This is a genomic window from Planomicrobium sp. CPCC 101110, from assembly GCF_007859395.1.
Taxonomy (GTDB): Bacteria; Bacillota; Bacilli; order Bacillales_A; family Planococcaceae; genus Planococcus.
Genome location: NZ_VOHD01000006.1, coordinates 493,139 through 519,166 on the forward strand (window position 1 = coordinate 493,139; position 26,028 = coordinate 519,166).

The following is a 26,028-nucleotide window of genomic DNA, read 5'->3' on the forward strand; positions in this document are numbered from 1 at the left end:
AAGAACTAGACAGTAATCCTAGTTGAAGAAATGTGGAACTGGCGGTCTTAGCCAGACATTCCCTAAAGGAGAGAATTTTAATGAGTGAAATTATTCACCGCACAAAAACACGCCACGTAAAAGTCGGAGATTTGACTATCGGCGGAAGTAATGAATTGTTCATTCAAAGTATGGCGACAACTAAAACCCACGATGTGGAAGCTACTGTAGCCGAGATCCACCGTTTGGAAGAAGCGGGCTGCCAAATCGTCCGTGTGGCTTGCCCGGATGAGCGTGCAGCTTATTCTATTGGTGAAATCAAAAAACGCATCAACATCCCATTGGTTGTCGACATCCATTTTGACTATAAATTAGCGCTGATCGCAATCGAACAAGGCGCGGATAAAATCCGCATCAATCCGGGCAATATCGGACGCCGTGAAAAAGTCGAAGCTGTCGTAAATGCCGCAAAAGCAAAGGGCATCCCGATCCGCATCGGCGTGAACGCCGGCTCGCTTGAACGGAAGATCCTGGAAAAATATGGATACCCAACCGCTGACGGCATGGTCGAGAGTGCATTGCACCATATCAAGATCCTTGAAGACCTTGATTTCCATGACATCATCGTCTCAATGAAGGCATCGGATGTCAGCCTGGCAATCGAAGCGTATGAAAAAGCTTCCAAAGCTTTCGATTACCCGCTTCATTTGGGAATCACAGAATCCGGCACGCTGTTCTCAGGCACTGTTAAAAGTGCGGCCGGCCTTGGCGCCCTTCTTGCAAAAGGCCTCGGGAACACGCTCCGCATCTCGTTGAGCGCAGACCCTGTCGAAGAAGTGAAAGTTGCCCGTGAACTATTGAAAGTGTTCGGCTTGTCTTCAAATGCCGCAACTTTGATTTCTTGCCCGACGTGTGGACGCATAGAAATCGATTTGATCACTATTGCCAACGAAGTCGAAGAATACATTTCACACATCAAAGCTCCGATTAAAGTTGCTGTTCTCGGCTGTGCCGTCAACGGTCCAGGAGAAGCACGCGAAGCGGATATCGGCATTGCCGGCGCCCGCGGCGAAGGCCTTCTTTTCATGAAAGGCAAAACAGTCCGCAAAGTTCCTGAAGCGACGATGGTTGAAGAACTGAAAGTTGAAATCGATAAAATCGCTCAAGAATACTTTGAGAAGCAAGCAGCTGAAAAAGCTGAACAAGAGGCGCTTGAACAACAAATTTAAGGTTGTGAACTTATGAGATACCGTTTTGGCATAGATATAGACGGAACCGTGACTTGCCCTACGTCGCTTATTCCGCATATCAACGAAGCGTTCAACAGCCAGTTGACGCTTGATGACATTAAAGAATACGATTTGACGTCCGCTCTTCCCCATTTGGAACCTGGTGAGTTTTATACTTGGTTCCGCGGGGCGGAATCCAAGATTTACGCGTCTTCCCCGGTCTCTGAAAATGCCAGGAAGATTCTTAACGATTGGAAAAACCGTTACGAATTGTATTACATTTCAGCACGCGGCCAGGAAGTCCGCGATGTTACCTTCGATTGGTTTGCGGAACACGCAATTGCCTATGACCACATTGAATTGATCGGGACGCACAAGAAAATCCAAGCCGCTAAAAAACATAGTGTAGATTTGTTTTTTGAAGACAAGCATGACAACGCCGTGGAAATATCAGAGGAATTGGATATCCCGGTGCTGCTGTTTGATACGCCTTACAACCGGTTGCCGGTTCCGAAAAATGTAATTCGCGTCTTCAATTGGCTGGAAGCGGATGAATTTGTGAAAAGAGAGTTTTCAAGCGTGAAAGCTTAGAGGTTCAAAGGCTTCTGCAGACTGCAGAGGCCTTTTTTCATTTCAATCACCCATAGGCGGATCTTGTTGTAAAATCTCTTTCTCCTTCAATATGTATAGCTGAATGGATTTTTCCCTACAAAATAAAAAAGCGTAAGCGGCATCTCTCCGCTTACGCTTTTATTGGCATTCTGGGCATTTTCCGTAGATTTCGAATTTATGGTTCGCGATTTGATAGGAAGGCAAAGCCGCTCCAATCATGTCCATCGGGCATACGGGCACTTCTTTTATCTTGCCGCAGTCAAGGCAGATAAAATGGTGATGGTGGTGGTCGCTTTCGCATTGCATGCGGAAGTGGCGTTCACCCGACAATTCGGTTTCTTCCAAAATGCCGAGCGACACGAAAGTTGCAAGGTTGCGATAAACGGTGTCATAGCTCATGCTGGGATAATCTTTTTGCATCACATCAAGCAAATCGCGGGCAGTCAAATACCGGTCATCTTCCGAGAACATTTCCAGGATTTGCTGGCGTTTTGATGTTTCTTTGAATCCGTTCTCCTTCAATATCTCCCAAGCTTTTGGCAGATTCATGCGACGGCCCCCTTTTTCATTGATACCGTGATCTTTTTATAGCAAATGACAAGCAATAACAGCAAAATCGAGGTGACAACGATGGTCCCACCCGGCGCCAAATTGAAATAGAAAGCAGTTATCAGTCCAGTCAGCACAGACACCTCGCCAAAAATGACCGACAAAATGATGGTCCCTTTGAAGCTTTTGCCCATGCGCATTGCCGCAGCCACCGGTATGGTCATTAGCGATGATACCAGGAGAATGCCCACAATCCGCATTGAACCGGCGATAACAAGTGCCGTTACAATCATGAACAAGAAATGGATCCATTTGGCTGGAAGCCCCGAGGCTTTTGCATATTCGTCGTCAAACGACAAGATGAACAATTCCTTGAAAAACAATCGGATAAAAGCGAGTACAATGATGGCAATCCCGGCGACAATGCCGAGGTCTTCCCTGCTGACAGCTGAAACGGAACCGAAAAGGTAGCCGAACAAATCCGTGGAAAACCCTTCGGCCAGCGAGATGAAAATGGCCCCGAATCCAATACCGGCAGATAAAATGATGGGAATGGCAAGTTCTTCATAATGCTTGTACAAGCTTCTCAGCCGTTCGATCAATACCGACCCTGCTACAGACGCTGCAATCCCCAAGAACAAAGGATTCAGCATGGCGAACGCCGCAACGCTTTGGCTCAAGTACAGGCTACCAGCGATGCCGGCCAAAGTGACATGGCTTAAGGCGTCGGCGATGAGAGACAGCCGGCGCACCACTATAAAGACACCGAGGAGCGGTGCGATAACGCCGATGATCAGTCCGGCAGCAAATGCATTTTGCAGAAATTCATAGGAAAAAATAGCTTCAATCATAACTGTGGCTTCCTCCGATATGATGGATTTTCCGGACGGAATGCCCATACCAGGCTTCGCGCTGTTCATCGCTCATCGTATGAAGCTGGTCTTTGAAACCGTGGAAATGGATTGTCTGGTTTAAACAGGCAACATGTGTGATACGGTCTGTCACAGTATCAACATCGTGTGTCACCAATATGAGTGTAATGTCTTTGTCGCGGTTCAAGGAAGCGAGCATATTGTAGAACGATTGGACATTCCGGTGATCGATGCCGACTGTCGGCTCATCCAATATCAGCACTTTCGGTTTTGCGACAAGTGCACGCGCGATAAACACACGCTGCTGTTGTCCGCCGGAAAGCTCGCTCATCCGGTTTTCCATAAACCCTTCCATGCCGACCGCTTCCAGCGCTTCTTTGACGTTCGCTTTTTCCGTTTTCGGAATTCGGCGGAACAGCCCCGTTTTTTTCACCAGGCCGCCTGTTACCACTTCTGCCACAGTGGCGGGAAAACCGGAATTGAATGAATTGGACTTCTGGGATACGTAACCGATCCACTCCCGGTTCCTGAAGTTTTTGGCATCCACTCCGAACAAGCGGATCGCCCCTTTCGTCGGTTTGATCAATCCCAGCATAATCTTTAGCAGGGTGGATTTGCCCGATCCGTTAGGGCCGAGTATCGCAAGAAAGTCCCCTTCTTCCACTGCCAACGATATATCTTCTAAAGCTTTGGTTTGTTCATACTCGAAACTGATGTTGTCAATTTCAATCAATGGCGCAATCATGGTGCCGCCTCTTTTCTAATTAAGAATCATTACGATTTACATTAGAAAAGTATATGACAGCCAGAAGCCAATGTAAATAGATTAGACTCAAAAAAACTCCTCTATTATAGAGGAGTTTTCAATTCTTCAATTATGCCTGGAGTGAACACTCCGGATTTGAACATTTCAATTTCAAAGGCGTAAGGCGGCTTTTTGTTTTTCGCATCCAGACCTACATACGGCGTCTCCAAAATTTTTGGAACATGCATCAAATCCGGATGATGGACAATGCCATGCAATGCCTGAAAACCGATTTCGCCAAAGCCGATGTTTTCGTGCCGGTCTTTTCCGGCGCCTCGGACATTTTTGCTGTCGTTGATATGAAGGACTTGCAGCCGATCCACTCCGACAATTCGGTCAAATTCTTCAAGGACACTGTTGAAATCTTCTTTGACATCATAGCCGGCATCATGTGTATGGCAGGTGTCAAAGCAAACGGACAATCGCTCATTATGCGTAACCCCATTGATGATCGCCGCGATTTCTTCGAAGTTGCGGCCGATTTCCGTGCCTTTTCCAGCCATTGTCTCTAGCGCAATGTTGACGGGGTAGTCTTGTGTCAGCACTTCGTTCAAGCCTTCAATGATTTTGTTGATGCCGGCGTCAACGCCAGCCCCGACATGCGCTCCCGGATGCAGAACAATTTGTGTTGCTCCGAGCGCCGCTGTCCGTTCGATCTCTTTTTGAAGGAATTCGACAGCCAGTTCGAACGTTTCCGGTTTCACGGTATTGGCCAGATTGATGATATAAGGGGCATGGACGACGATGTTTGATAAGTTGTTCGCGGCCATATGCGCCTTCCCCGCTTCGATGTTCAGTTCCTCGATCGGTTTGCGGCGCGTATTCTGCGGCGCCCCTGTATAAATCATGAACGTGGAAGAACCGTATGAAGCAGCTTCTTCACTGGCTGCAAGCAGCATTTTCTTCCCGCTCATAGAAACGTGCGATCCTAATAACATGAAAAAATCTCCTTACTTTTTGCGATTTTTGCGGCGTTCAACTTTCTTGATTTCGTCCATTTTCCACTTCATCTTCTTTTTATAACCCGGTTTTACCGCTTTTGGCTTATGGACCATCGATTTGGCTTTCGTGTCAGCCGCATCCGCTGTTCTCACCCGGTTTTTCCGGCTATGGCGCTCTTTCAAATCAACAAATTCGCCTTTTACAATGTCTTTCTGCTGGAATGGAATGCCCATTTTCTCAACTCGGACAATCGCATCTTCTTCTTCCGGCTTGAACAACGTAATGGCAAGGCCTTTCATGCCGGCACGCGCTGTACGGCCAACCCGGTGAATGAAGAATTCCAGATCTTCCGGCAATTCATAGTTGATGACATGGCTGACGCCTTGAATATCGATGCCGCGGGCCGCTAAATCAGTCGCGACAATGTATTGGTACTCCAAATCGCGGATTTGCTTCATCATTTTCACGCGTTCACGCGGCGCAAGATCGCCGTGGACGCGCCCTACACGGATGCCTTTTTTCGCTAGTTCATCAGCGACGTAATCGGCATTTGTACGGGTATTGACGAAAATGATCGCCAAATACGGATTGATGATGTCCATCACTTCCGTCAGCCGTTCCACTTTCTTTTTGCTGCGGACCGGAACCAGATAAAAGTCCAATCCTTCAGCTGTCGGGCGTTTGTCCCCGATGTTGATGTGGACCGGCGACTCCATGTACTTTTTCAGAAACGGCTTCAATTTTTCAGGAATCGTTGCGGAAAACACATACATCTCCAGCTTTTCCTGCATTTTTCCGGCAACTTGGTCAATTTCTTCGATAAAGCCCATATCAAACGCCAAATCGGCTTCATCAACCACCAGGATTTTGGCTGTATGAACCAATAGCGCGTTCTCATTGACAAGATCTTTCAAGCGGCCAGGTGTACCGATGACGATTTGCGGCTGCGTTTTCAGCTTGTTGATGGAACGCTGTTTGTCCGTCCCGCCGATGAACGATTTCACTTCGATTCCGGACCCTTCCACCAACTTCAAGAGTTCGTTGTAAATCTGGGTGCCGAGCTCACGCGTCGGCGCAGCGATGACCGCTTGCACTTCCTGTTTTTCCGGATCGATGCGTTCGACGATCGGGATGATGAAACTATGCGTTTTTCCAGTCCCTGTATGGGATTGGCCGATTGCGCTGCTGCCTTTCAATATATGGGGCATCATTTCTTTTTGGATCGGTGTCGGCTCCTGGAAACCCAGTTTTGCCACCGCTTCCTGCAGAAACGGTTTGAATGGATAATCGTTGAATTTTGTCATGGGATAAATCTCCCTCCTTAAGCTTTGTACATTATAGCACGAATTAAACCCACTTTGCATTTCATCTTTTGTAATAGGCGACAGTCTCCGTTATAATGAGTGTATGATTGTTGAAAGGAGTGCGGTACATGAAAGTCAAAAAAATATCGCCAAGAGGTTATTGCTACGGAGTGGTCGATGCAATGGTCATTGCAAAAAATGCAGCAATGGATGAAACCTTGCCACGTCCTATTTATATATTGGGCATGATTGTCCACAACAAACACGTGACAGACGCGTTCGAGGAAGACGGCATCATTACATTGGACGGCAAAAACCGTTTGGAGATTCTTGAAAAAGTCGAGACAGGAACGGTCATTTTCACCGCTCATGGGGTTTCACCACAAGTCCGGGAACTCGCTAAACGAAAAGGCTTGGTGTCAATCGATGCAACCTGCCCGGACGTTACCGTCACCCACGACCTGATCCGCGAGAAAACAGCGGAAGGCTATCAAATCGTCTATATCGGCAAAAACGGCCATCCGGAACCTGAAGGGGCAATCGGCGTTGCGCCAGATATGGTTCATTTGGTAGAAACGGTCGAAGATGTCAACAACCTGGAGCTTGATGCCGGGAAAATCATTGTCACCAACCAGACGACCATGAGCCAATGGGATGTTGTCCATATGATGGAGCGTCTCAAAGAGAAATTCCCGCATTCGGAAGTCCATAAAGAAATCTGCCTTGCAACCCAGGTGCGTCAGGAAGCTGTCGCTGAACAAGCTGTCGACGCAGATTTGCTGATCGTCATCGGCGATCCGATGAGCAATAACTCCAACCGTTTGGCGCAAGTGTCCCAGGACATTGCCGGGACTCCTGCATACCGCATTTCCGACTTGTCCGAATTGAAGCTGGAATGGCTTGAAGGCATCGAAAATGTTGCAATCACTGCAGGTGCTTCCACGCCGACCCCGATTGTCAAAGAAGTGATGACTTTCCTGGATAATTATGACCCGGCGGATCCTGCAACCCATGATCTGACCCGCAGCGTGCCGCTCAACAAAATCTTGCCGAAAATAAAGCATCCGAAACCGTCCGAACGGATCGAACCGTATCCTGTAGGCGAATAAATCCAAAACGCGATCCTGTAATGGGTTCGCGTTTTTTTATCTTGACAGCAAACGGGGTGAGAAGATGAAAAAGATCGCAATAATCGGCTCCGGCGGATCGGGAAAGTCGACTTTTTCCCGCGCATTGGGCAAAAGGCTAGGCATCGGCGTCGATCATTTGGATGCGCTCCTCTGGAAAGCAGGATGGGAGCCAACTTCCAGAACCGAACAATTGGAAATCCAGCAGCAGTTGACCCAGAAGGAATCATGGATAATCGACGGCAACTACAATGGCACGCTGGAACTGAGGCTGAGGGCTGCTGACACGATTGTTTTTCTGGATATGCCCAGGATACTATGTTTATACCGCGTACTAAAAAGAAGGTGGCATTATCGCCGAAAACCCAGGCCGGACATGGCTGCAGGCTGCGGCGAAAAAATTACTTTCGAGTTTTTGAAGTGGGTATGGCACTATCCAAACACGAAGAGGCCTCATGTACTGGAAATGCTTGAAGGCTTGGCTGGCGAGAAAACCATTGTCGTCTTGGACAGCCCCAGAAAAGCAGAAACCTTTCTCGAAAATCTTTCCACAGAACAACAAAAACACAGATGAAGGGCTCATCTGTGTTTTTATCTGAATTGAAACGGCTCCGTATCCACTTCCGAAGCAATAAATTCGCATTGCCAATTCGCCTTCTTCGCCATGTGGTTGACAACACCTTTGATCATCACTTTCTCGACATGGTGGCCGGGATCAACAACAGCAAGCCCCAATGCTTCGGCTTCTTGCGCAACATGGAAATACAGATCCCCGGTCACGTAAACGTCTGCGCCTGAACGTTTAGCGGCTTGGATATATTTGTTGCCGTCGCCTCCAAGCACTGCCACTTTCTTTACTGGTTTGTCAAAGTCTCCGACAACGCGCGCGGCTGGAACATCGAGGCGGTCTTTTACCAGTTCAGTGAAAGCGCCCAAAGTCATGTCCGCTTCCAAGATGCCGACGCGCCCAAGCCCTAACGCCACTTCTTTGTTTTCCAATGTAAACACATCATATGCCACTTCCTCGTAAGGATGTGCTGCAATCATCGCTTTTATAGCGCGGTCTTTCTCCGTTTTCCGGATCACCACTTCGATTTTTGATTCCGATGTCGTTTCCATTTTGCCAGGTTCACCGATATATGGATCCGCTCCTGCTGTCGGGCGAAAACGCCCAGTGCCTGACAGCGTGTAGCTGCAATGTTCATAATCGCCGATGGCACCGGCACCGGCTTTTCCAAGCGCTTCGCGCACTTGCTCCTCGTGGCTTTCCGGAACAAATACCGCAATTTTCACAAGTTCCGCTTCATAGGTGGGAACCAGCACTTTTGTGTCCTTCAACCCAAGGGCTTCTGCCAACAAGTCGTTGACGCCCCCAGTCGCTATATCGAGGTTGGTGTGGGCCGCGTAAACTGCGATGTCGTGCTTGATCAACTTTTCCATCAAGCTCCCTTGCGGAAAGTCCGTCTGCAACGACTTCAACGGACGGTAAATCGGCGGATGGTGGGCTATTATCAGACTCGCCCCTTTGGCAATCGCTTCATCTGCAACCTTATCGTTCACATCAAGCGTCACCAAAACCCGTTCGACTTTTTTGTTCAATGTACCGACATGCAAACCGACGGGATCGCCTTCTACTGCCAGATGTTTCGGAGACCATTTTTCGAACTCTTCAATGATTTGTTGGCCGTTAGGTACCTTCACCGTGCAACACCTCTTCTACAAGTTTGATTTTCTCCAACAACTCTTGTTTTTTCCCTATAATTTCCGCTGTTTCGACCGTAGATTCCATTGCCTGTACTATTCTCTTCCACTGTGCACATTCTCGATCCCATTTTTCCTGGAAAACCCCGGAAAATTGCTTTATCAGTTCCGGTCCCATGAGGAGCTCGGACGGAGAGAACCTTACCGGCTTTTCGGATGGCTCAAGAACAAGAATTTCGTATATTTTATCATTTTCTTTCAAGATTTCTTCTTCGGAAAGGGTCCAGCTGTTCGCTTCCGCCCATTCACGGATCGCTTTGGCATGGACATTCGGCTGCAAAACCAATCGCTCGACACCTTTCAATCGTTCCGCTCCCGCTTCAAGAATCGAGCGGATTAGCGGCCCCCCTATGCCGGCAATCGTTACAGCAGTCACGCCATCTTCTGCATAAACTGCATCCAGTCCGCTTGCAAGCCGCACCTCGATCCGGTCTTCCAGCTGTTCTTGCCGGACTTGGCTGCGGGCGGATTCGTACGGCCCTTTGACAACTTCTCCTGCAACAGCACGCTGCGCTTTTTTGTTCAATACCAGATAACACGGCAAATAAGCATGGTCGCTGCCGATATCAGCTACGACCGAACCTTCCGGCACATGGGCCGCTACGCGCATGAGCCGGGTTGATAATTGTTGTGCGTTCATGTAAATCCTCCTAATCAACAGAAAACCCTTAGCTCTCAAAGAACTAAGGGTTTTTTGATACTATTCGAGTGACAAGACCCATTCAGCCATAGCTGGAATGTTTTCGCCTTCAATAAGTCCGCCAGGCATAGAGCCTTTACCTTCTGCAATAATCTGTTCAATTTCTTCTTGGCTCAATTGAGTGTCAACAAGTGACGGCCCAACTCCGCCTTCATAACTTGAACCGTGGCAAGAAACACAGCTTTGTTGTGCTTGAGCCTCAGGATCAAATTCAGTTGACTCAGGGCTTCCGCCGTCGCCTTCCGGAGCAGCTTCGCCGCCTTCTTCTCCTGCTGCTTGTTCTTCGCCGTGGCTCGCAATTTCTTCTTGGTTATTTACTCCTTCGATAGAAAGGAAGAAAATAAGTCCAATACCAAAAGCCATGATTAAGATATAAGGTACAATTGCATTTTTTTGCATCCGTTACCCTCCTTCTCTCTGTTCTGCATACTGATAGCATTTGTATCAATCATTATTGTACTGTATTATGGGCAAAACGAAAAGTATTAAAGGATAACTTTTGCTTGTTTGTGACAAAATCAGTAATTTAACAGCCGATTTGCTTGGCGATGACCATTCGCTGAACTTCAGAGGTCCCTTCCCCGATTTCCAGCAGTTTAGCGTCCCGCATATAGCGCTCCACTTCGTATTCTTTCATATAGCCATAGCCTCCGTGAATCTGAATCGCTTCATCAGCCACTTCCATTGATATTTCAGAAGCATATAATTTTGCCATTGATGCTTCTTTTGTGAACGGACGGCCCTGATCTTTGAGCCAAGCCGCTTTATAGACCATATTCCGTGCCAGTTCGATTTTCATCGCCATGTCCGCCAGTTTGAATTGCGTGACTTGGAATTGGGAGAGTGTTTTGCCGAACTGTTTGCGTTCTTTGGAATAGCCAAGAGCCCGGTTGAACGCCGCTTGTGCGATTCCTACAGCCATTGCAGCGATGCCGATGCGCCCTCCATCCAATGTCACCATAAACTGTTTAAAGCCTTCTCCGCGCTTTCCAAGCAGGTTTTCTTTCGGAACGCGGACGTTTTCAAGGACAAGTTCCGTCGTATTGGATGAGTGAAGGCCCATTTTCTCGTAATTGTCGATTATCGTAAAGCCTTCCGCATCCGTCGGCACAATAATGGCACTGATTTCTTTTTTGCCGCCTTCCATCCCTGTGATTGCGGTCAGCGCCAAGTGTTTCGCATAGCTGGCATTCGTGATGTATACTTTTGATCCATTGATGACCCAGTCATCGCCGTCTTCCACTGCACGCGTTTCGGTTCCCCCTGCATCTGATCCGGCATTCGGTTCTGTCAGTCCAAAAGCACCGAAAGATTCGCCTGTACAGATCGGCGTCAAATATTTTTCTTTTTGGTCTTCCGTCCCATATAAATTCAATGGAGCGCCCCCGAGAGAAATATGCGCCGAATAAGTGATGCCTGTAGAAGCGCAGGCACGGCTCAATTCTTCAGTCACAATTGCAAAGCTGATTGTATCCGCTCCAGCACCGCCGTATTTTTCATCAAACGGCAAGCCCATCATCCCCATGCCGGACAGCTGTTTGAAGATTTCCTTTGGAAATGCTTTTGTCCGGTCCCGTTCAATCGCACCGGGAGCTACAACTTTATCAGCAAATTCCTTGACCGTCTTTTTGATCATTTGTTGCTCTTGTGTCAAATCGAAGTCCATATTCTTACATCCCCTTTGCTATGAATACGCTTACATGTTTTATTATATCGTTAAAATTCCCTTGAACTCAACCTATATCCAAAAGAATGAGGGTCTTTTCCTTTGAAGTTTCAAAACAAAATAAAAAACCGCCCATCATAAGTTTTTGATGGGCGGATATTTCGTTTGTTTCTATTCTAAAAAGTCTTTCAAGCGTTTGCTGCGGGATGGATGGCGCAGTTTGCGAAGCGCTTTTGCTTCGATTTGGCGGATGCGTTCACGCGTTACGCCAAACACTTTGCCCACTTCTTCAAGTGTGCGGGTACGGCCGTCATCAAGGCCAAAGCGCAGGCGAAGCACGTTTTCTTCCCGGTCGGTCAATGTGTCAAGCACGTCTTCCAGTTGCTCTTTCAACAATTCATAAGCGGCATGGTCGGACGGAGATTGCGCATCCGAATCTTCGATGAAATCCCCCAAATGAGAATCATCTTCTTCCCCAATCGGTGTTTCCAAAGAAACCGGCTCTTGCGCAATTTTCAGGATTTCACGAACTTTTTCAGGCAGCAGATCCATTTCCTCCCCGATCTCTTCCGGTGAAGGCTCACGGCCAAGATCCTGCAGCAATTGGCGCTGGACACGGATCAACTTGTTGATCGTTTCAACCATGTGCACAGGGATGCGGATGGTACGCGCCTGGTCGGCAATCGCACGGGTGATGGCTTGGCGAATCCACCAAGTGGCATAGGTACTGAATTTAAAGCCTTTCGAGTAGTCAAACTTCTCAACAGCTTTGATAAGGCCCATATTCCCCTCCTGGATAAGATCCAGGAACAGCATGCCACGGCCGACATAGCGTTTGGCTATGCTGACAACAAGGCGCAAGTTTGCTTCCGCAAGGCGTTTTTTCGCTTCTTCATCGCCTTGCTCGATCAATTTCGCCAAACGGACTTCTTCTTCCGCTTTCAACAAATCAACTCGGCCGATTTCTTTCAAATACATCCGGACCGGATCATTAATCTTCACACCTGGCGGAACGCTCAAATCATTCAAGTCAAACTTTTCTTCCGTCGGTTTCATCAAACGGTCCAAATGCTCTTCATCGTCCGTTTTGCGTTCCAGCTCAATTCCATGGCCTTCCAACTGGTCGATGAATTCTTCCACCTGATCGGATTCCATTTCAAAAACAGCGAGTTTATCGGCGATCTGCTCATAGTTAAGTTCACCGGTTTTCTTTCCTATTTCAATCAACTGTCTTTTCGCTTCTTCAATTCCTGCTTCCGGACCTTCAATAGTCAATGGAGCATTGCTTGTTTCAACTTCATTTGGGCGTTCAGACTTTTCAGCCATACGACTTCCTCCTTATAAAACGGAATCCACTTACAACGTTTTTCGTAAAGCGATCGCTTCTTGCGCAAGAAGCAAGGCCCGCTTTATATCGTTTTGTTTTTCCGCTTCTTTTGATTGCTGCATTTTTAATGTGATTTGCTGTTCGACGCGATGCTTCCCCAGGTGTTTTAAACAGTCAGCGATTTCTTCTTCTGCATGCTCCGGATCTCGTTCTGCCAATGCGGTCTCCATGACCAGTTTCCGAAGTTCCGCATCCTGGAGCGTTTCAAGGAATTTATGGAAGTCTGCTTTGTCCCATTCTTCGTAAAACCCCAGCAACTGAACATAGAGCGCTTTGAATTCTTCACTGGCAAACGGAATTTGGGTCGGATCGCTCGCCACTTTTTCCATCGCACTGGCATCCGCCAGAAGATGGGAGAAAAGCAGTCGTTCCGCCCGGTGCAGCGCCGTGACCTGCTTTACCACTTTTTTCATCGGTTTTACAGGCTGCTCGGGGCGGTTCCGTTCGATTGACTTGTTTTCCAATTTGCGGTAATGCTGTAAAATTGCTTCTTCAGAAAGGCCGGTTTCCCCCGCCAGCTGCTTGATGTACAAGTCCCGCTCAAGAGGAGTCGACCGTCCTGCAAGCAGCTGCAGCACTTCCTGAATATACTGCAGCAAATCGTTTTCATATTGAAAATTTTTATATCTACGAGCATGCATCATCGCAAACGCTATAAACGCATGCGGTTTGCCGATAATCTGCTCTTTAAAAGCTTCACTGCCATGTTCCCGGACAAAGTCATCGGGATCCATCTTGCCAGGAAGAACGGCAACTTCCACTTTGAACTTTTCTTCATTGAGTGCAATGGCAGCTCTTTTCGCGGCTTCCCATCCGGCATCGTCTCCGTCAAAACAGATAACGACCTCTTGGGCAAAGCGTTTCAATTGCTTGATATGCTGGGCTGTCAATGAAGTCCCCATCGTTGCAAGTGCGTTGTCAACGCCTGCTTTGCCAGCTGCGATTACGTCCATAAACCCTTCAAATAAGATGATTTTCCGGTTTTTCCTGATCGCGCTTCTGGCATGATGCACATTGTACAGCACTTGGCTTTTCTGGAAAATGGGTGACTCCGGACTGTTCAGGTATTTGGCTTCTTCTTTTGACTTCTCCAGAATACGGCCGGAAAAAGCAATCACTTTGCCGTTCTCATTCATAATAGGAAACATGATCCTGCCGCGGAACCGGTCGAAAAAGCCATTTGACTGCTCCCGCTGAATGGCAAGGCCGCTTGTTGCCAGCTCTTCGTCGCTATACCCTTTCCGCTGCAAGGCTTTCGCCATATAGCTCCATTCTGGAAGCGACCAGCCGATGCGGTTTTTTTCAATGATTTCACGGGTGAATCCACGGCTTTCGAGATAATCCAGCGCCGCTTGCCCTTCTTCCGTGTTCACCAAAATGTGATGGTACATGTCAGTGGCGAATTCATGCATGGAAACAAGCTGTTGATCGCTTTTCGATAAAGCATTGGGCGCATCTGCCGGCGCATTCACTTCCACATCAATGCCCGTGCGCTCTCCCAATTTCGACAAAGCTTCCTGGAAGCTGATATTTTCGATGTCCATCAAAAATGTAATGGCATTTCCGCCGGCCCCACATCCAAAACAATGGAAAATCTGTTTGTCGGATGTTACTGAAAAGGAAGGAGTGCTTTCTCCGTGAAACGGACAAAGGCCAAACCAATTTCGGCCTCTTTTGGTCAATTGAACATATTCCCCAACAATATCTACAATATCAGTGCTGGACCGAATCTTCTCAACCACTTCTTCAGGAACTCGATTAGACACTTTATCACCATCTTTGCATGTTTCACGTATTATTATTCGTGATATAGCGGCAAATCCCTTTATTTTTCCGATAAAAAGATAACCCTTCAAAACATTCTTCTATATTGCTTTATCCACAAAACTATATTATAAAACGTTTTTTCATAAAAATCCACTAAGAAAAATAAAGATGACCACTCGAGCCCACTCATCCCTGGGAACGTCTGGAATTACTGGCGTTCTTAGCACGAATGGCTAGGCCGGGGCATCTTCCATGGCAGAATTCCTTTGTAGAAAAGGCCACCGCCTGCACGCTCTAGAAACAGAAAAACCGCCTTCTCAGGTGGCTTTTCACACTTTATCTTTGAATTTAGTCAAAATTAGATTAGCAGTTTCTTCCACAGCACGATTTGTCACATCAACCACTTCGCAGCCCATTTTTTCGACCACTTTATTGAAATGGGTAATTTCGTCATGAATGCGCTCGATCCTGGCGTAATTGGCATCGTCATTCAAACCTAATGCTATTAGCCGCTCTTTCCGGATGTTATTTAATTTTTCTGGAGAGATGACAAGGCCAAAACATTTTGATGGATCAACTTGGAACAATTCTTCTGGCGGATCCACCTCCGGCACTAGCGGCACATTCGCCACTTTCAGCCGTTTATGCGCCAAGTATTGGGAAAGCGGCGTTTTCGAAGTCCGTGAAATGCCGACCAAGACAATATCGGCCATGAGAATGCCTCTTGGATCCCTGCCATCATCATATTTCACTGCAAATTCAATGGCTTCCACCTTTTTGAAATAGTCATCATCCAATTTCCGCACCAGCCCTGCTTCTTCTAAAGGCGAAGTCCCAAGCTCTTTTTCCAAAGCATCCAGGAGCGGTCCCATCAAGTCGACTGCCGGAACCTGGAGCTTTTCTGTTTCTGCAACGAGATATCGCCTTAATTCTTTCGATACGAGCGTATAGACGATAAATGCCTTTTGGCTGGCTGCCAATTTGATTATTTCATGTATATGGCCGATCGAATCGATATAAGGAAATCTTTTCAATACTGCATGCTGATCTGGATTCAAATATTGGCTAATGGCTGCTTTTGCAACCAATTCACCCGTTTCTCCTACCGAATCGGAGACGATAAACAAACGGAGTGGATTCATTTTTACACCTCACAATTCGTGGCTTTCCGACAAAGATAAAAACGCCCGGGTAATATTGGTTTTCGTCAATCTGCCGATGACTTTCAGGCCTTCGGGATGTTCGTTGACAACCGGCAATGCATCTATCTGCTGGTTGATCAGGCGATGGGCCGCTTGGATCAGCGATTCATTTTTGAAACAATAAGTGATATTGGGCATTCGGGTCATGATGATATGTACAGGAATAGCAGACAAATCTTGGTTGCCCAGGCTGGTCCGAAGAAGGTCTTTCCGCGATAAGACACCAGTCAATAACGACTGTTTGTCGACCACGAACAAGGTGCCGACATCATCCAAAAACATTTGGCTTATGGCGTCATAGACACTGACATTTTCCCGCACAACCACAGGAATCGATTGGAAATCACCAACTTTCATATTGTTCATCGTTTCAGAGATGTCCTGCCCGGGTTTTTTTCCCGAATAAAAATAGCCGACACGCGGGCGGGCATCCAGAAATCCTGCCATGGTCAGGATGGCCAGATCGGGCCGTAATGTAGCTCTTGTTAAGTGCAACCGTTCAGCAATCTGCTCTCCCGTAATCGGGCCGTTGCCTTTGACGATCTGCAAAATTTCTTCTTGCCTCTTATTGAGTTCGATCGGACTCACCGCCTCAAAATATGTTATACTCAATGTTCATTATTATATACTAATCATGAGGATATTGCGAAGAAAAGATTAGCATGATACAATAACTAGCGAATTGAATACCAGGCAATGATGGATCTAAAAAAACTGTCGCATTCCAGCGAGCGGGGACGGTGAAAGCCCGCACAGGCAGAAACAGGCAATCCGGAGCCTCTTTTTTATAAGCGGGCTGCACTTTGCAGCCAATCGGGGTGGAACCGCGGGTCATAACGTACTCGTCCTCGGACATTATGTCCGGGACGTGTGCGATTTTTTATTTTATGGAGGTAATGTTATGTCAATGGAAGATGTAGTAAATTTAGCAAAACACAGAGGCTTTGTTTTTCCAGGTTCTGAAATATACGGGGGCTTGGCAAACACATGGGATTACGGTCCTTTAGGCATCGAATTAAAAAACAACGTTAAAAAAGCCTGGTGGAAAAAGTTTGTTCAGGAATCTGTACATAATGTCGGATTGGACGCTGCCATCTTGATGAACCCGAAAACCTGGGTCGCTTCCGGCCACGTCGGCAATTTCAACGACCCGATGATCGATTGCAAAAGCTGCAAAACTCGCCACCGCGCGGATAAATTGATCGAAGACGCATTGGAAGCGAAAGGCATCGAAATGATTGTCGATGGCTTGTCTTTCGATCGCATGGCAGAACTTATAAAAGAACACGATATCGCCTGCCCGACTTGCGGATCAAAAGAGTTCACGGATATCCGCCAATTCAATCTGATGTTCAAGACATTCCAAGGGGTTACAGAATCGTCCACAAACGAGATCTACTTGCGCCCGGAAACTGCCCAAGGAATCTTCGTCAATTATAAAAATGTCCAGCGCTCCATGAGAAAGAAAATGCCGTTTGGGATTGCCCAGATCGGCAAGAGTTTCCGCAACGAAATCACGCCAGGGAACTTTACGTTCCGCACACGTGAATTCGAACAAATGGAACTTGAATTTTTCTGCAAGCCAGGCGAGGATCTTGAGTGGTTCTCTTATTGGCGCGACTTCTGCAAAAACTGGTTGCTGGAATTGAATATGAACGAAGAGAATATGCGCCTTCGCGACCATGATGAAGACGAATTGTCCCATTATTCAAATGCCACAACGGATATCGAATACAAATTCCCATTTGGCTGGGGCGAGCTTTGGGGCATCGCGGACCGAACCGACTTTGATTTGAAGCGCCATATGGAGCATTCCGGCGAAGACTTCAACTATATCGATCCGGTTTCAAACGAACGCTATGTGCCTTATTGCATCGAGCCGTCCCTTGGGGCGGACCGCGTCACCCTGGCATTCCTTGTTGATGCCTATACTGTGGAAGAGCTTGAAAACGACGACAAGCGGACGGTATTGAAGCTTCATCCGGCGCTTGCGCCTTATAAAGCGGCAGTTCTTCCCCTTTCCAAAAAGCTGGCGGAAGGCGCAACAGAAGTTTTTGCACAGCTGTCGAAACATTTCATGGTGGAATATGACGAATCCCAGTCAATCGGCAAACGTTACCGCCGACAAGATGAAATTGGCACGCCGTTCTGCATTACTTATGACTTTGAGTCTGTGGAAGATGGCCAAGTGACTGTCCGCCACCGCGATTCTATGGAGCAAGTTCGTATGCCGATCGCCGAAGTTCAAGCGTATATTACTGAACACACTCAATTTTAAGATTGAAGAAGCTGCTTGCACAATTGCAAGCAGCTTCTTTTCTTTTTTCCATAAAAAAATCCGCCAAAGACTATTCGTCTTCTGGCGGATTTTCTTTTTTTGGAAAAAATTCCGGGGTCCGTTCAATTTGTTCGAGAAAACCACGGGACTTCAAGCGGATTCCCGCCTGTTCCTCGTATATGGTACGGACGATTTGCTTCAATAATGTTTTGGATTCTTTTTTCAGCTTTAACGAACCGACGCGTTCGATCGGCACAAAAAAAAGTGTTCGGATCACTTTTACAAGTGCCGGGCTTAGCCGGATGATATAGCGGTCAATATCGAAGCAGCGATGGCACAAAAAGCCGAGTTCCTGGAACGAAAAAGCGAACTCGCCTTCTGTGGCCCCGCAATTGGCGCATTGGTGCAATGTCGGTGTCAGCCCTGCATACGGGAGCATTTTCCATTCCACAAACAGCGTGATCGCTTCCGGGTCGTAGCCTTCATCGATAGCATGCAGCGCTTGGTAAAGCATTTCATATACCACTGGCTGAGGTTCGTCTTGTTCTGTCAGACGATCGATCAGCTCGGTGATATAACTTGCATGGGCGGTCGCCATAATATCTTCACGGATATGCCGAAGCGACTCCAACGGGTCGCCATGCTGGATGGTCCCCATGCCCTTCCCTTTGTAGATTGAAAAGGTGCCGTGCGTAAATGGCTGTGTGATTGCAGCTAACCGGCTCGCCGGTTTTTTCGCCCCTTTTGCCATGCATGTGATCTTGCCGGCTTCCCTTGTGAACAGGGTGACGATCTTATTTGTTTCGCCGTAAGGGCGCGCACGGATCACAATACCTTCTAATTGATTTTGCATGCAGGCTGCTCCTTAGTATTCGTCGTCTCGGAAGCCAAAATCGCGCAAATGCACCGCTTTGTTGCGCCAGTCTTTTTGCACTTTCACCCAAAGTTCCAGAAAGACTTTCGAGCCAAGCAGGTTTTCTATATCTTGGCGTGCACGCGTGCCGATTTCTTTCAGTAATACCCCTTTTTTGCCGATAACAATGCCTTTTTGCGAATCCCGCTCAACCATGATGGTCGCCTGGACGCGGATTTTGTTTTCGTTTTCTTCATCCGGAGCTATTTTTTCAATAACCACTGCAATCGAATGCGGAATTTCTTCACGGGTCAAATGCAAGGCTTTTTCCCGGATCAACTCTGAAATGATGAAACGTTCCGGATGGTCCGTCACTTGGTCTGCTGGGTAGTATTGCGGCCCTTCCGGCAAGTATTCCGTAATTTTGGCCAGCAGGTTTTCAACATTATTGCCTTGCAGAGCAGAGATTGGAATCGCTTCTTTGAAGTCAAATTCGCTGCGGTACGATTCAATGATTTTGGGCAAGTCGTTCGGATGGACCTGATCGATCTTGTTGAGCACCAAAAAGACCGGCACTTCAAGCCCTTTCAGCATTTCAAGGACAAAGCGGTCCTGTTTGCCGATGCGGTCGGCCGCACTCGCGACGAACAGAAGAACATCCACCTCTCGGAACGTGTTCTTTGCCACCTTCAACATGAAGTCGCCCAGTTTATGGCGCGGTTCGTTAATGCCTGGCGTATCGATGAAGATCATCTGGCTGTCGTTTGTTGTAACAACGCCTTGCACCTTGTTGCGCGTCGTCTGCGGCTTATCGCTCATAATGGCGATTTTCTGGCCGACCACGCGGTTCAGGAAAGTCGATTTCCCTACATTCGGGCGCCCTATAATGGAAATAAACCCTGATTTGAAGCCGTTATTTTCTTGCTGCATATTTTAAGTCCTCCGTAGAAAACGCGCCAGGAAGCAATTCTTTCACTGATGTCTCCTGCACGTCCCCTTTTAAATTTGTCAAATAAACCGGCATATCCGGCGGGCAGAACTCTGCCAATACTTGCCGGCAAGCTCCACAAGGCGATACCGGGCCTTCCGTGTCCGCTGCAACAGCAATAGCTGCAAAATTCATATCCCCTTCAGAGACGGCCTTGAACATCGCTGTGCGTTCAGCGCAGTTCGTCATGGAATAGCCGGCATTTTCAATATTAACCCCTTGATACACTTTTCCTTCAGCGGTCAATAAGGCGGCGCCTACAGGAAAATTCGAGTAAGGCACATAAGCCTTGCTGCGTGCAGCGACTGCTTGCTCCATCAATTGTTGTTTCTCCATCAACTATCACCTCTGTAAGATTAAAACCATTTTGGCATAAAGATTAGTAAACCAATTATAGCACTTGCCAGGGCAAAAACCAAAACTGCGCCGGCCGCAATGTCTTTTGCCTGTTTTGCAAGCGGATGAAACTCACCCGTTACAAGGTCCACAACGCGTTCCAGCGCGGAATTGACCATTTCCAGCGCAATCATGCCGCCAATCAGCAAGATGATGATCAGCCACTCGCTGTAGGATAGGCCCGTTAAAAAAGCGGCAGCCACTACGATAATGGCCGATAAAAAATGAAGCCGGACATTTTGCTCTTTGGCCAGCGCTGCTTTGACTCCCTCTGCCGCATACTTGAATGAACGGAAAAACCTATTCGCGTTCATAGTGATCGCGTGAGATTCCAAGAGAGGATAGAATCTCTTCCTGCCGGGAGAACATCTTCTTTTCGTCTTCTTTGTTCATATGGTCGTAACCGAGCAAATGCAAAAACCCGTGCACCGCCAAAAAACCAAGTTCCCGTTCGAACGAATGTCCGTAATCTGCGGCCTGCTCTCTTGTCCGGTCAAGCGAGATGATGATATCGCCAAGAGTTCTTGGGGCCATTGAACCTACAATTTCAAGTTCTCCTTCACCCAGTTCCTCCATTGCAAAAGAAATGACATCCGTCGGCTCATCTTTCCCGCGGTATTCTTTGTTGATCCCTCGGATCATATCATTGGTCACAAAAGTGACTGATACTTCGGCGTTTTGGATCTCCTCTGCTTCCGCTGCGTGCAAAAGCACCTTTTCCACAAACTGAAGATCGCTATTGTTCAATGCAGCTGTCTCGTCCATCAAATCAATCGACAACATAGCCGTTCCCCCCTGCGCTTTTATTTTGGATATTCGATTCTCGTGTGAAACGTCCCGTTCAATGTTTCGCACATCACTTTTTTGACCGTTTTCAATTCCTTCATCGTTATATCGCATTCATCAAACTGCCCATCTTTCAGTTTATCTTCTACAATCGCATCGACCAAATTTTTTATTTTTTCTGATGTTGGGTCTTTCAGGGAGCGGACTGCGGCTTCAACGCTGTCAGCGATTGACACGACCGCAATTTCCTTTGTTTGCGGCTTTGGTCCCGTATAGCGGTAAAGCGCCTCATCCACATCCCGATTCCCCTCTTTTGCCTTATGGTGAAAAAACTTCAGCAAACTTGTGCCATGGTGCTGCATCGCTATATCGACGATTTCTTTCGGCATTTTATGTTTTCTCAAGATATCCCCGCCTTGTTTGCCGTGGGCTAGGATGATGTCCCTGCTTGTGTCCGGCGGGATGGAGTCGTGGGGGTTCGGGATGTTCATCTGGTTTTCAATGAAAAACTGCGGCATTTTCGTTTTGCCGATATCATGATAGTAGCAGCCGACACGGGCCAGCAGACCGTTTGCCCCGATTGCTTCGCATGAAGCATCAGCAAGATTGGCGACCATGACGCTATGGTGGTAAGTTCCCGGCGCCTCCATCAAGATTTTCTTCAACAGCGGATGGTTTGGATTGGATAATTCAATCAGCCGCATGGCCGAAAGCTTCCCGAACATCGACTCTAAAAACGGCAGCATGCCGATTGTCAGCGCACCGGATGCCAAACCCGACACCAATGCCGCCGAAAAGTAGAAGCTGATTTCTTCCCAATCATATTGGCTTTGTCCCATGAGCAAATAAAATCCTACATATAAGATATTCACCGCAGCTACGACCAGGCTCGCCTGAAGCAAACGGGCCCGCTGGTCGTCCCGTTCGATCAAATAAATACCGGTAATTCCTCCGACCAACATATAAAGCACAATATCCATCTCAACCATCTCGGCATAATTTCCGTGCAGCATAACGCCGGCACTGACTGCGGTAAAGAACGAAGCGAAAACAGCATACCGTTCATTTGTAAGCATCCGGATGATCATGCCGGCCAACGCCGTCGGAAAAAGAAAAGCGATGTTGACTTCAAAATTCCCGCTTACCAAACTGATGATCTTCATCAGTGCCAGCGAAACGGCTATTACAGTCCCAAGCACTAACAGCTGCGTGATTTTTTCCGGTTCTTTTGCGGAGGAGCGTTTCGTGATGAGCATCAGCAAGCCCATGGCGATAAAGACAAAAAGCAGCAGCCCGATTGGCGGCTTGAAATTTTGCTGTTCTTCCGTCATTCCCGCGAGTTCCAACTGCCGGTACACTTCCCGGTCTATCACTTGGCCTTCCTGGACAAGCACTTGGCCCTGCAAAATCCGCGTCGGCTCGACACTGGCTTTCGCTTGCTCCATCTGGGCTTCTGTCAATTCCTCATCAACCACTTCGTTCGGTTTGATAGCGAAGCGGGCGATGGATGCCGCCGCGGGCAAAACGGAAGCCGGAATGTTCTCATTTTCCCGGATTTCCTGTTCAATGCTGTTTTGCACTTCCGGAACAGCTTCTTCACGCAACGGTTCGCTCAATCTGTTCTCAACTGCATTCTGCAGTTCTTTTTGCACATTCAACAGCCTTTCATCAGGCAACAGCAAAAGATTCCGCATTGTTTCGTCCGACAGCCTTAAGCCGCTTTCGCTCGTTTCCATCAGACGCAGATTTTCCCTGAGATCAGCAATCATGGCTGCCATTCCGGGCGCTTTTCCCTTTTTTTCTTTTGCTGTGTTTTTCACTTCGATGATATAGCCGAAAAGCGATTCGATAATAGCTGCCTGATTCCCCGCAAGCTCGTCGCTAAACTGATAGCTCGGTGAAATTTCAGCCGCCACCCGGTTTCTTTCCAGCTCCGTCTTTATCGGATCTTCCACCGTTTTGGCTGAACGAATTGTTTCATCCGACAACTGAAACAGTTGGATATCATACGTATCGCCATTTATCGATGGATATAAAAACACGTAGACCATGAGCCCGATAAGAAAAACCAAACCGGGTGCCACGACTTTATATCCTGCCTTTTTATAGAGGCTCCTTGCCCGCTGGCGCATTTAACCACCCCACTCTTTATAGAACAATCATATCAATAGTGGAATGGGATTTCACTGTCTATTTCAAAAAATTAGAAATTCAACTTTTTTAATGGAAAAAATTCAGAAAAAGAAAAACCAGTCCTTTAGGAAGACTGGTTGTCATATGCTTCAATGATTTTAGCTACAAGCGGGTGACGCACAACATCTCCGCTTTCTAAGTATTGGAAATGAACGCCTTTGACGCCTTTCAATATCGTTTCCGCAGCAATCAAACCCGATTCGGCACCGCGCGGCAAGTCAATTTGTGTTTTATCCCCCGTAATGATCATCTTGGAGTCAAACCCGAGACGCGTCAAAAACATTTTCATCTGTGCTTTTGTCGTATTTTGTGCTTCGTCCAGGATGACAAAGGCTTGGTCCAATGTTCGTCCGCGCATATAAGCGAGCGGAGCAATCTCGATGATGCCCCGTTCGATAAACCGGTTGGTCTGTTCCAATCCCAAAACATCATGGAGAGAATCATATAAAGGGCGAAGATAAGGGTCAACCTTCTCCTTCAAGTCCCCCGGAAGAAACCCTAGGCTTTCTCCTGCTTCAACTGCCGGACGAGTCAAAATAATGCGTTTTACACTACCGGTTTTGAGCGCCTGCACTGCCATAACAACAGCTAAATATGTTTTACCGGTACCAGCCGGACCTATCCCAAACACCAGATCACGCCCGCGGACTGCATGGATATAGTGGCGCTGCCCTATCGTTTTTGCGCGGATGGATTTGCCGTTCGCATTTTTTGCGACTTCTTCTTCGTACAGTTCAGCGAAATATTCGATTGTTCCGGCTTTTGCCATTTCGATAGCCGACACAATATCCCGTTGGTCAATATTGATCCCTTTACGGATGACTTTCAGCAATTGTTCAATCAATAGCTTTCCAGTCTGTTTGCCTTCATCTGTGCCTGATAAGCGGATGACTTCTCCTCGGGTGATAATCTGAATATCCAAAGCTTCTTCGATGAGAGTCATATGATTATCAGAAATTCCAAGAAGCAGCAAAGCTTCGTTTGGATCTTTAACATGCAGTTCGAGTAATTGGTTTTCTGTCATGTAGACGCTCCCTTGAAATTGAGTATTAACTACTATTCTCACTCTATCACTAAATATCCGTCTCTGTAAAACATTTCGCCGCTAATTCGAGCGAACATTGCAAACAAACAAAAAGCCGTCCGGCGTAAGCAGGGCGGCTTCCATTCATCATCGTTTCGATTTTGGCGGCATGAGAATCTCCGATAGGATGATGCTTTTTTTCAGGTCTTTTTTTTCAAGAGGAAACATGTTGTCTTCGGCCTTGCGGGGCTCTGAATCAAGAGCTGGACGATTTTGGCCGCCAGATAGCCTTCCAGCCGCCTCACGCACCGGCCTTTCCCGATTCGGTTCCGGATTCCGCGTACGCGGACCCGTTACAGCTTCCTCCGCTTTCCGAGCAACTTGCTTAGCTCTTTCAGGGCGCTCTTTTCTTTGGGTCTGAAGTTCTCCGTAAACCTGCTTCGCGTAATCTTCAGCCCGCTTGACAGTTTGCTGCCTGGTCATGGGAGCCGGCTTCGTCGGCTTGGCTGTCTCTTCTTCGGCATTTTTCTTGTTGAAGAGCGCAGCAAAAGCCATGACGATCAATCCTATGATAAGGCCTTCCACATTGAACCACCGTCCTTCCTGGCGCTATCTTGGGTTATTTAGCGTCCGACGTATCGGCTCCAGAGCGGGCAATCGAATCGCGCATGCTTGTATCCGCCTGTACATTTTTATAGTTGATGTAATCCATAACACCAAAGTTGCCATTGCGCAGCGCTTCAGACATTGCCATCGGCACTTCCGCTTCCGCTTCAACAACCTTAGATCTCATCTCAACAACTTTCGCTTTCATTTCCTGTTCGCTTGCAACGGCCATTGCGCGCCGCTCTTCCGCTTTTGCCTGCGCAATTTTCTTGTCCGCTTCCGCTTGTTCAGTTTGAAGTTCGGCACCGATGTTTTTGCCGATATCTACATCCGCAATATCAATCGATAAAATCTCGAATGCGGTACCGGAATCCAACCCTTTGCCTAACACGGTCTGTGATATCAAATCTGGATTTTCAAGCACTTTTTTATGGTTAGTGCTCGATCCCAAAGTCGAGACAATCCCTTCGCCGACACGCGCGACGATTGTTTCTTCGCCGGCACCACCAACAAGACGGTCAATATTTGCACGAACCGTAATACGGGCTTTCGCCTTCACTTCAATTCCATCCATCGCCACACCGGCAATAAATGGTGTTTCAATCACTTTCGGATTAACGGACATCTGTACCGCTTCCAGCACGTCCCGTCCAGCCAAGTCGATGGCTGCTGCACGTTCGAACGGCAAGTCGATATTTGCCCGGTGTGCAGCGATCAAAGCATTTACCACTCGGTCTACGTTACCGCCGGCAAGATAATGGCTTTCAAGCTGATTGATGGTTACTGTCAGTCCTGCCTTCGACGCCTTGATCAGAGGATTGACGATTCTTGACGGGATAACCCGGCGAAGCCGCATCCCGATCAATGTAAAGATACTGATTCTAACACCTGCTGCGATTGCTGAAATCCATAATGTAATTGGTACAAATGTGAAAAATATTGCCAATACAACGATGACTGCAATTATGGCAGCGGCAAGTCCTAATGTTTCAAGTCCCATTC

General features: G+C 47.5%; 27 protein-coding genes. 5 read left to right on the forward strand and 22 right to left on the reverse strand.

Annotated elements, in window-relative coordinates; all coding sequences use genetic code 11:
• The first annotated feature begins 89 nt into the window (after window positions 1-89).
• Entirely contained in the window at window positions 90-1,208 is a 1,119-nt protein-coding gene (ispG, locus tag FQV30_RS10340; protein WP_186725634.1) for a flavodoxin-dependent (E)-4-hydroxy-3-methylbut-2-enyl-diphosphate synthase, read from the forward strand.
• 12 nt (window positions 1,209-1,220) lie between these two features.
• Window positions 1,221-1,799, forward strand: a complete 579-nt coding sequence (locus FQV30_RS10345) for a hypothetical protein (RefSeq protein ID WP_146500077.1) — start codon at window positions 1,221-1,223, stop codon at window positions 1,797-1,799.
• A 159-nt stretch (window positions 1,800-1,958) separates the two neighbouring features.
• Here FQV30_RS10345 and FQV30_RS10350 read toward each other — a convergent pair whose 3' ends face one another.
• The 5 genes from FQV30_RS10350 to FQV30_RS10370 all read right to left on the reverse strand — a co-directional run bounded on the left by FQV30_RS10350 (window position 1,959) and on the right by FQV30_RS10370 (window position 6,292).
• Entirely contained in the window at window positions 1,959-2,369 is a 411-nt protein-coding gene (locus tag FQV30_RS10350; RefSeq protein ID WP_146500078.1) for a Fur family transcriptional regulator, read from the reverse strand.
• Window positions 2,366-3,220 carry a metal ABC transporter permease gene (locus FQV30_RS10355; RefSeq protein ID WP_146500079.1) on the reverse strand — a complete coding sequence of 285 codons (855 nt, stop codon included), beginning with the start codon at window positions 3,218-3,220 and terminating at the stop codon, window positions 2,366-2,368. Before FQV30_RS10355 ends, FQV30_RS10350 begins: the two co-directional genes overlap by 4 nt.
• Window positions 3,213-3,986, reverse strand: coding sequence for a metal ABC transporter ATP-binding protein (locus tag FQV30_RS10360; protein ID WP_146500080.1), 774 nt, complete (start codon window positions 3,984-3,986; stop codon window positions 3,213-3,215). Before FQV30_RS10360 ends, FQV30_RS10355 begins: the two co-directional genes overlap by 8 nt.
• Window positions 3,987-4,090: 104 nt before the next feature.
• Window positions 4,091-4,984, reverse strand: coding sequence for a deoxyribonuclease IV (locus FQV30_RS10365; RefSeq protein WP_146500081.1), 894 nt, complete (start codon window positions 4,982-4,984; stop codon window positions 4,091-4,093).
• Window positions 4,985-4,996: 12 nt separating this feature from the next.
• Entirely contained in the window at window positions 4,997-6,292 is a 1,296-nt protein-coding gene (locus tag FQV30_RS10370) for a DEAD/DEAH box helicase (protein ID WP_146500082.1), read from the reverse strand.
• A gap of 128 nt (window positions 6,293-6,420) precedes the next feature.
• Between FQV30_RS10370 and FQV30_RS10375 the strand changes: the two genes are divergently transcribed.
• Both FQV30_RS10375 and FQV30_RS10380 read left to right on the forward strand, forming a co-directional pair.
• The gene (locus FQV30_RS10375; RefSeq protein ID WP_146500083.1) at window positions 6,421-7,401 is read left to right on the forward strand and encodes a 4-hydroxy-3-methylbut-2-enyl diphosphate reductase; all 981 of its coding nucleotides are present in this window, start codon (window positions 6,421-6,423) and stop codon (window positions 7,399-7,401) included.
• Window positions 7,402-7,465: 64 nt separating this feature from the next.
• Entirely contained in the window at window positions 7,466-7,993 is a 528-nt protein-coding gene (locus tag FQV30_RS10380; protein WP_146500084.1) for a DNA topology modulation protein, read from the forward strand.
• 17 nt (window positions 7,994-8,010) lie between these two features.
• Here FQV30_RS10380 and FQV30_RS10385 read toward each other — a convergent pair whose 3' ends face one another.
• The 8 genes from FQV30_RS10385 to ccpN form a co-directional block, all read right to left on the reverse strand.
• Complete coding sequence (locus FQV30_RS10385) at window positions 8,011-9,120, reverse strand: Nif3-like dinuclear metal center hexameric protein (protein WP_146500085.1); 1,110 nt, start codon at window positions 9,118-9,120, stop codon at window positions 8,011-8,013.
• Entirely contained in the window at window positions 9,107-9,820 is a 714-nt protein-coding gene (locus tag FQV30_RS10390) for a tRNA (adenine(22)-N(1))-methyltransferase (RefSeq protein ID WP_146500086.1), read from the reverse strand. Before FQV30_RS10390 ends, FQV30_RS10385 begins: the two co-directional genes overlap by 14 nt.
• Window positions 9,821-9,880: 60 nt before the next feature.
• Complete coding sequence (cccA, locus tag FQV30_RS10395; protein WP_146500087.1) at window positions 9,881-10,279, reverse strand: cytochrome c550; 399 nt, start codon at window positions 10,277-10,279, stop codon at window positions 9,881-9,883.
• 127 nt (window positions 10,280-10,406) lie between these two features.
• A complete protein-coding gene (locus tag FQV30_RS10400) occupies window positions 10,407-11,546 on the reverse strand; it encodes an acyl-CoA dehydrogenase (RefSeq protein WP_146500088.1) in 1,140 nt (379 codons plus the stop codon).
• Window positions 11,547-11,717: 171 nt separating this feature from the next.
• Window positions 11,718-12,872, reverse strand: coding sequence for an RNA polymerase sigma factor RpoD (gene rpoD, locus FQV30_RS10405; protein WP_146500089.1), 1,155 nt, complete (start codon window positions 12,870-12,872; stop codon window positions 11,718-11,720).
• Between the two features lie 30 nt (window positions 12,873-12,902).
• On the reverse strand, window positions 12,903-14,699 hold the full coding sequence (gene dnaG / locus FQV30_RS10410; protein ID WP_146500090.1) for a DNA primase: 1,797 nt from the start codon (window positions 14,697-14,699) through the stop codon (window positions 12,903-12,905).
• 330 nt (window positions 14,700-15,029) lie between these two features.
• Window positions 15,030-15,842: a pyruvate, water dikinase regulatory protein gene (locus FQV30_RS10415; protein WP_146500091.1), complete on the reverse strand. Its 813-nt coding sequence runs from the start codon at window positions 15,840-15,842 to the stop codon at window positions 15,030-15,032.
• 9 nt (window positions 15,843-15,851) lie between these two features.
• Window positions 15,852-16,490 (reverse strand): transcriptional regulator CcpN, encoded by a 639-nt coding sequence (ccpN, locus tag FQV30_RS10420; RefSeq protein ID WP_146500092.1) that lies wholly within the window; start codon window positions 16,488-16,490, stop codon window positions 15,852-15,854.
• 313 nt (window positions 16,491-16,803) lie between these two features.
• Between ccpN and FQV30_RS10425 the strand changes: the two genes are divergently transcribed.
• Window positions 16,804-18,180 carry a glycine--tRNA ligase gene (locus FQV30_RS10425; RefSeq protein WP_146500093.1) on the forward strand — a complete coding sequence of 459 codons (1,377 nt, stop codon included), beginning with the start codon at window positions 16,804-16,806 and terminating at the stop codon, window positions 18,178-18,180.
• Between the two features lie 70 nt (window positions 18,181-18,250).
• Here FQV30_RS10425 and recO read toward each other — a convergent pair whose 3' ends face one another.
• From recO to floA, 9 genes are all read right to left on the reverse strand, one after another.
• Window positions 18,251-19,033 carry a DNA repair protein RecO gene (gene recO, locus FQV30_RS10430; RefSeq protein WP_146500094.1) on the reverse strand — a complete coding sequence of 261 codons (783 nt, stop codon included), beginning with the start codon at window positions 19,031-19,033 and terminating at the stop codon, window positions 18,251-18,253.
• A 12-nt stretch (window positions 19,034-19,045) separates the two neighbouring features.
• Entirely contained in the window at window positions 19,046-19,963 is a 918-nt protein-coding gene (era, locus tag FQV30_RS10435; RefSeq protein WP_146500095.1) for a GTPase Era, read from the reverse strand.
• A complete protein-coding gene (locus tag FQV30_RS10440; protein WP_146500096.1) occupies window positions 19,947-20,357 on the reverse strand; it encodes a cytidine deaminase in 411 nt (136 codons plus the stop codon). The genes era and FQV30_RS10440 overlap by 17 nt, the downstream gene beginning before the upstream one ends.
• 20 nt (window positions 20,358-20,377) lie before the next feature.
• Entirely contained in the window at window positions 20,378-20,731 is a 354-nt protein-coding gene (locus FQV30_RS10445) for a diacylglycerol kinase family protein (protein ID WP_146500097.1), read from the reverse strand.
• Entirely contained in the window at window positions 20,718-21,200 is a 483-nt protein-coding gene (ybeY, locus tag FQV30_RS10450) for an rRNA maturation RNase YbeY (RefSeq protein ID WP_146500098.1), read from the reverse strand. The genes FQV30_RS10445 and ybeY overlap by 14 nt, the downstream gene beginning before the upstream one ends.
• A 20-nt stretch (window positions 21,201-21,220) precedes the next feature.
• Window positions 21,221-23,335 carry an HD family phosphohydrolase gene (locus tag FQV30_RS10455; protein WP_146500099.1) on the reverse strand — a complete coding sequence of 705 codons (2,115 nt, stop codon included), beginning with the start codon at window positions 23,333-23,335 and terminating at the stop codon, window positions 21,221-21,223.
• A 125-nt stretch (window positions 23,336-23,460) separates the two neighbouring features.
• The gene (locus FQV30_RS10460; protein WP_146500100.1) at window positions 23,461-24,420 is read right to left on the reverse strand and encodes a PhoH family protein; all 960 of its coding nucleotides are present in this window, start codon (window positions 24,418-24,420) and stop codon (window positions 23,461-23,463) included.
• Between the two features lie 147 nt (window positions 24,421-24,567).
• Entirely contained in the window at window positions 24,568-25,005 is a 438-nt protein-coding gene (locus FQV30_RS10465) for a hypothetical protein (RefSeq protein ID WP_146500101.1), read from the reverse strand.
• Window positions 25,006-25,039: 34 nt separating this feature from the next.
• A complete protein-coding gene (floA, locus tag FQV30_RS10470; RefSeq protein ID WP_146500102.1) occupies window positions 25,040-26,026 on the reverse strand; it encodes a flotillin-like protein FloA in 987 nt (328 codons plus the stop codon).
• Window positions 26,027-26,028 lie beyond the last annotated feature (2 nt).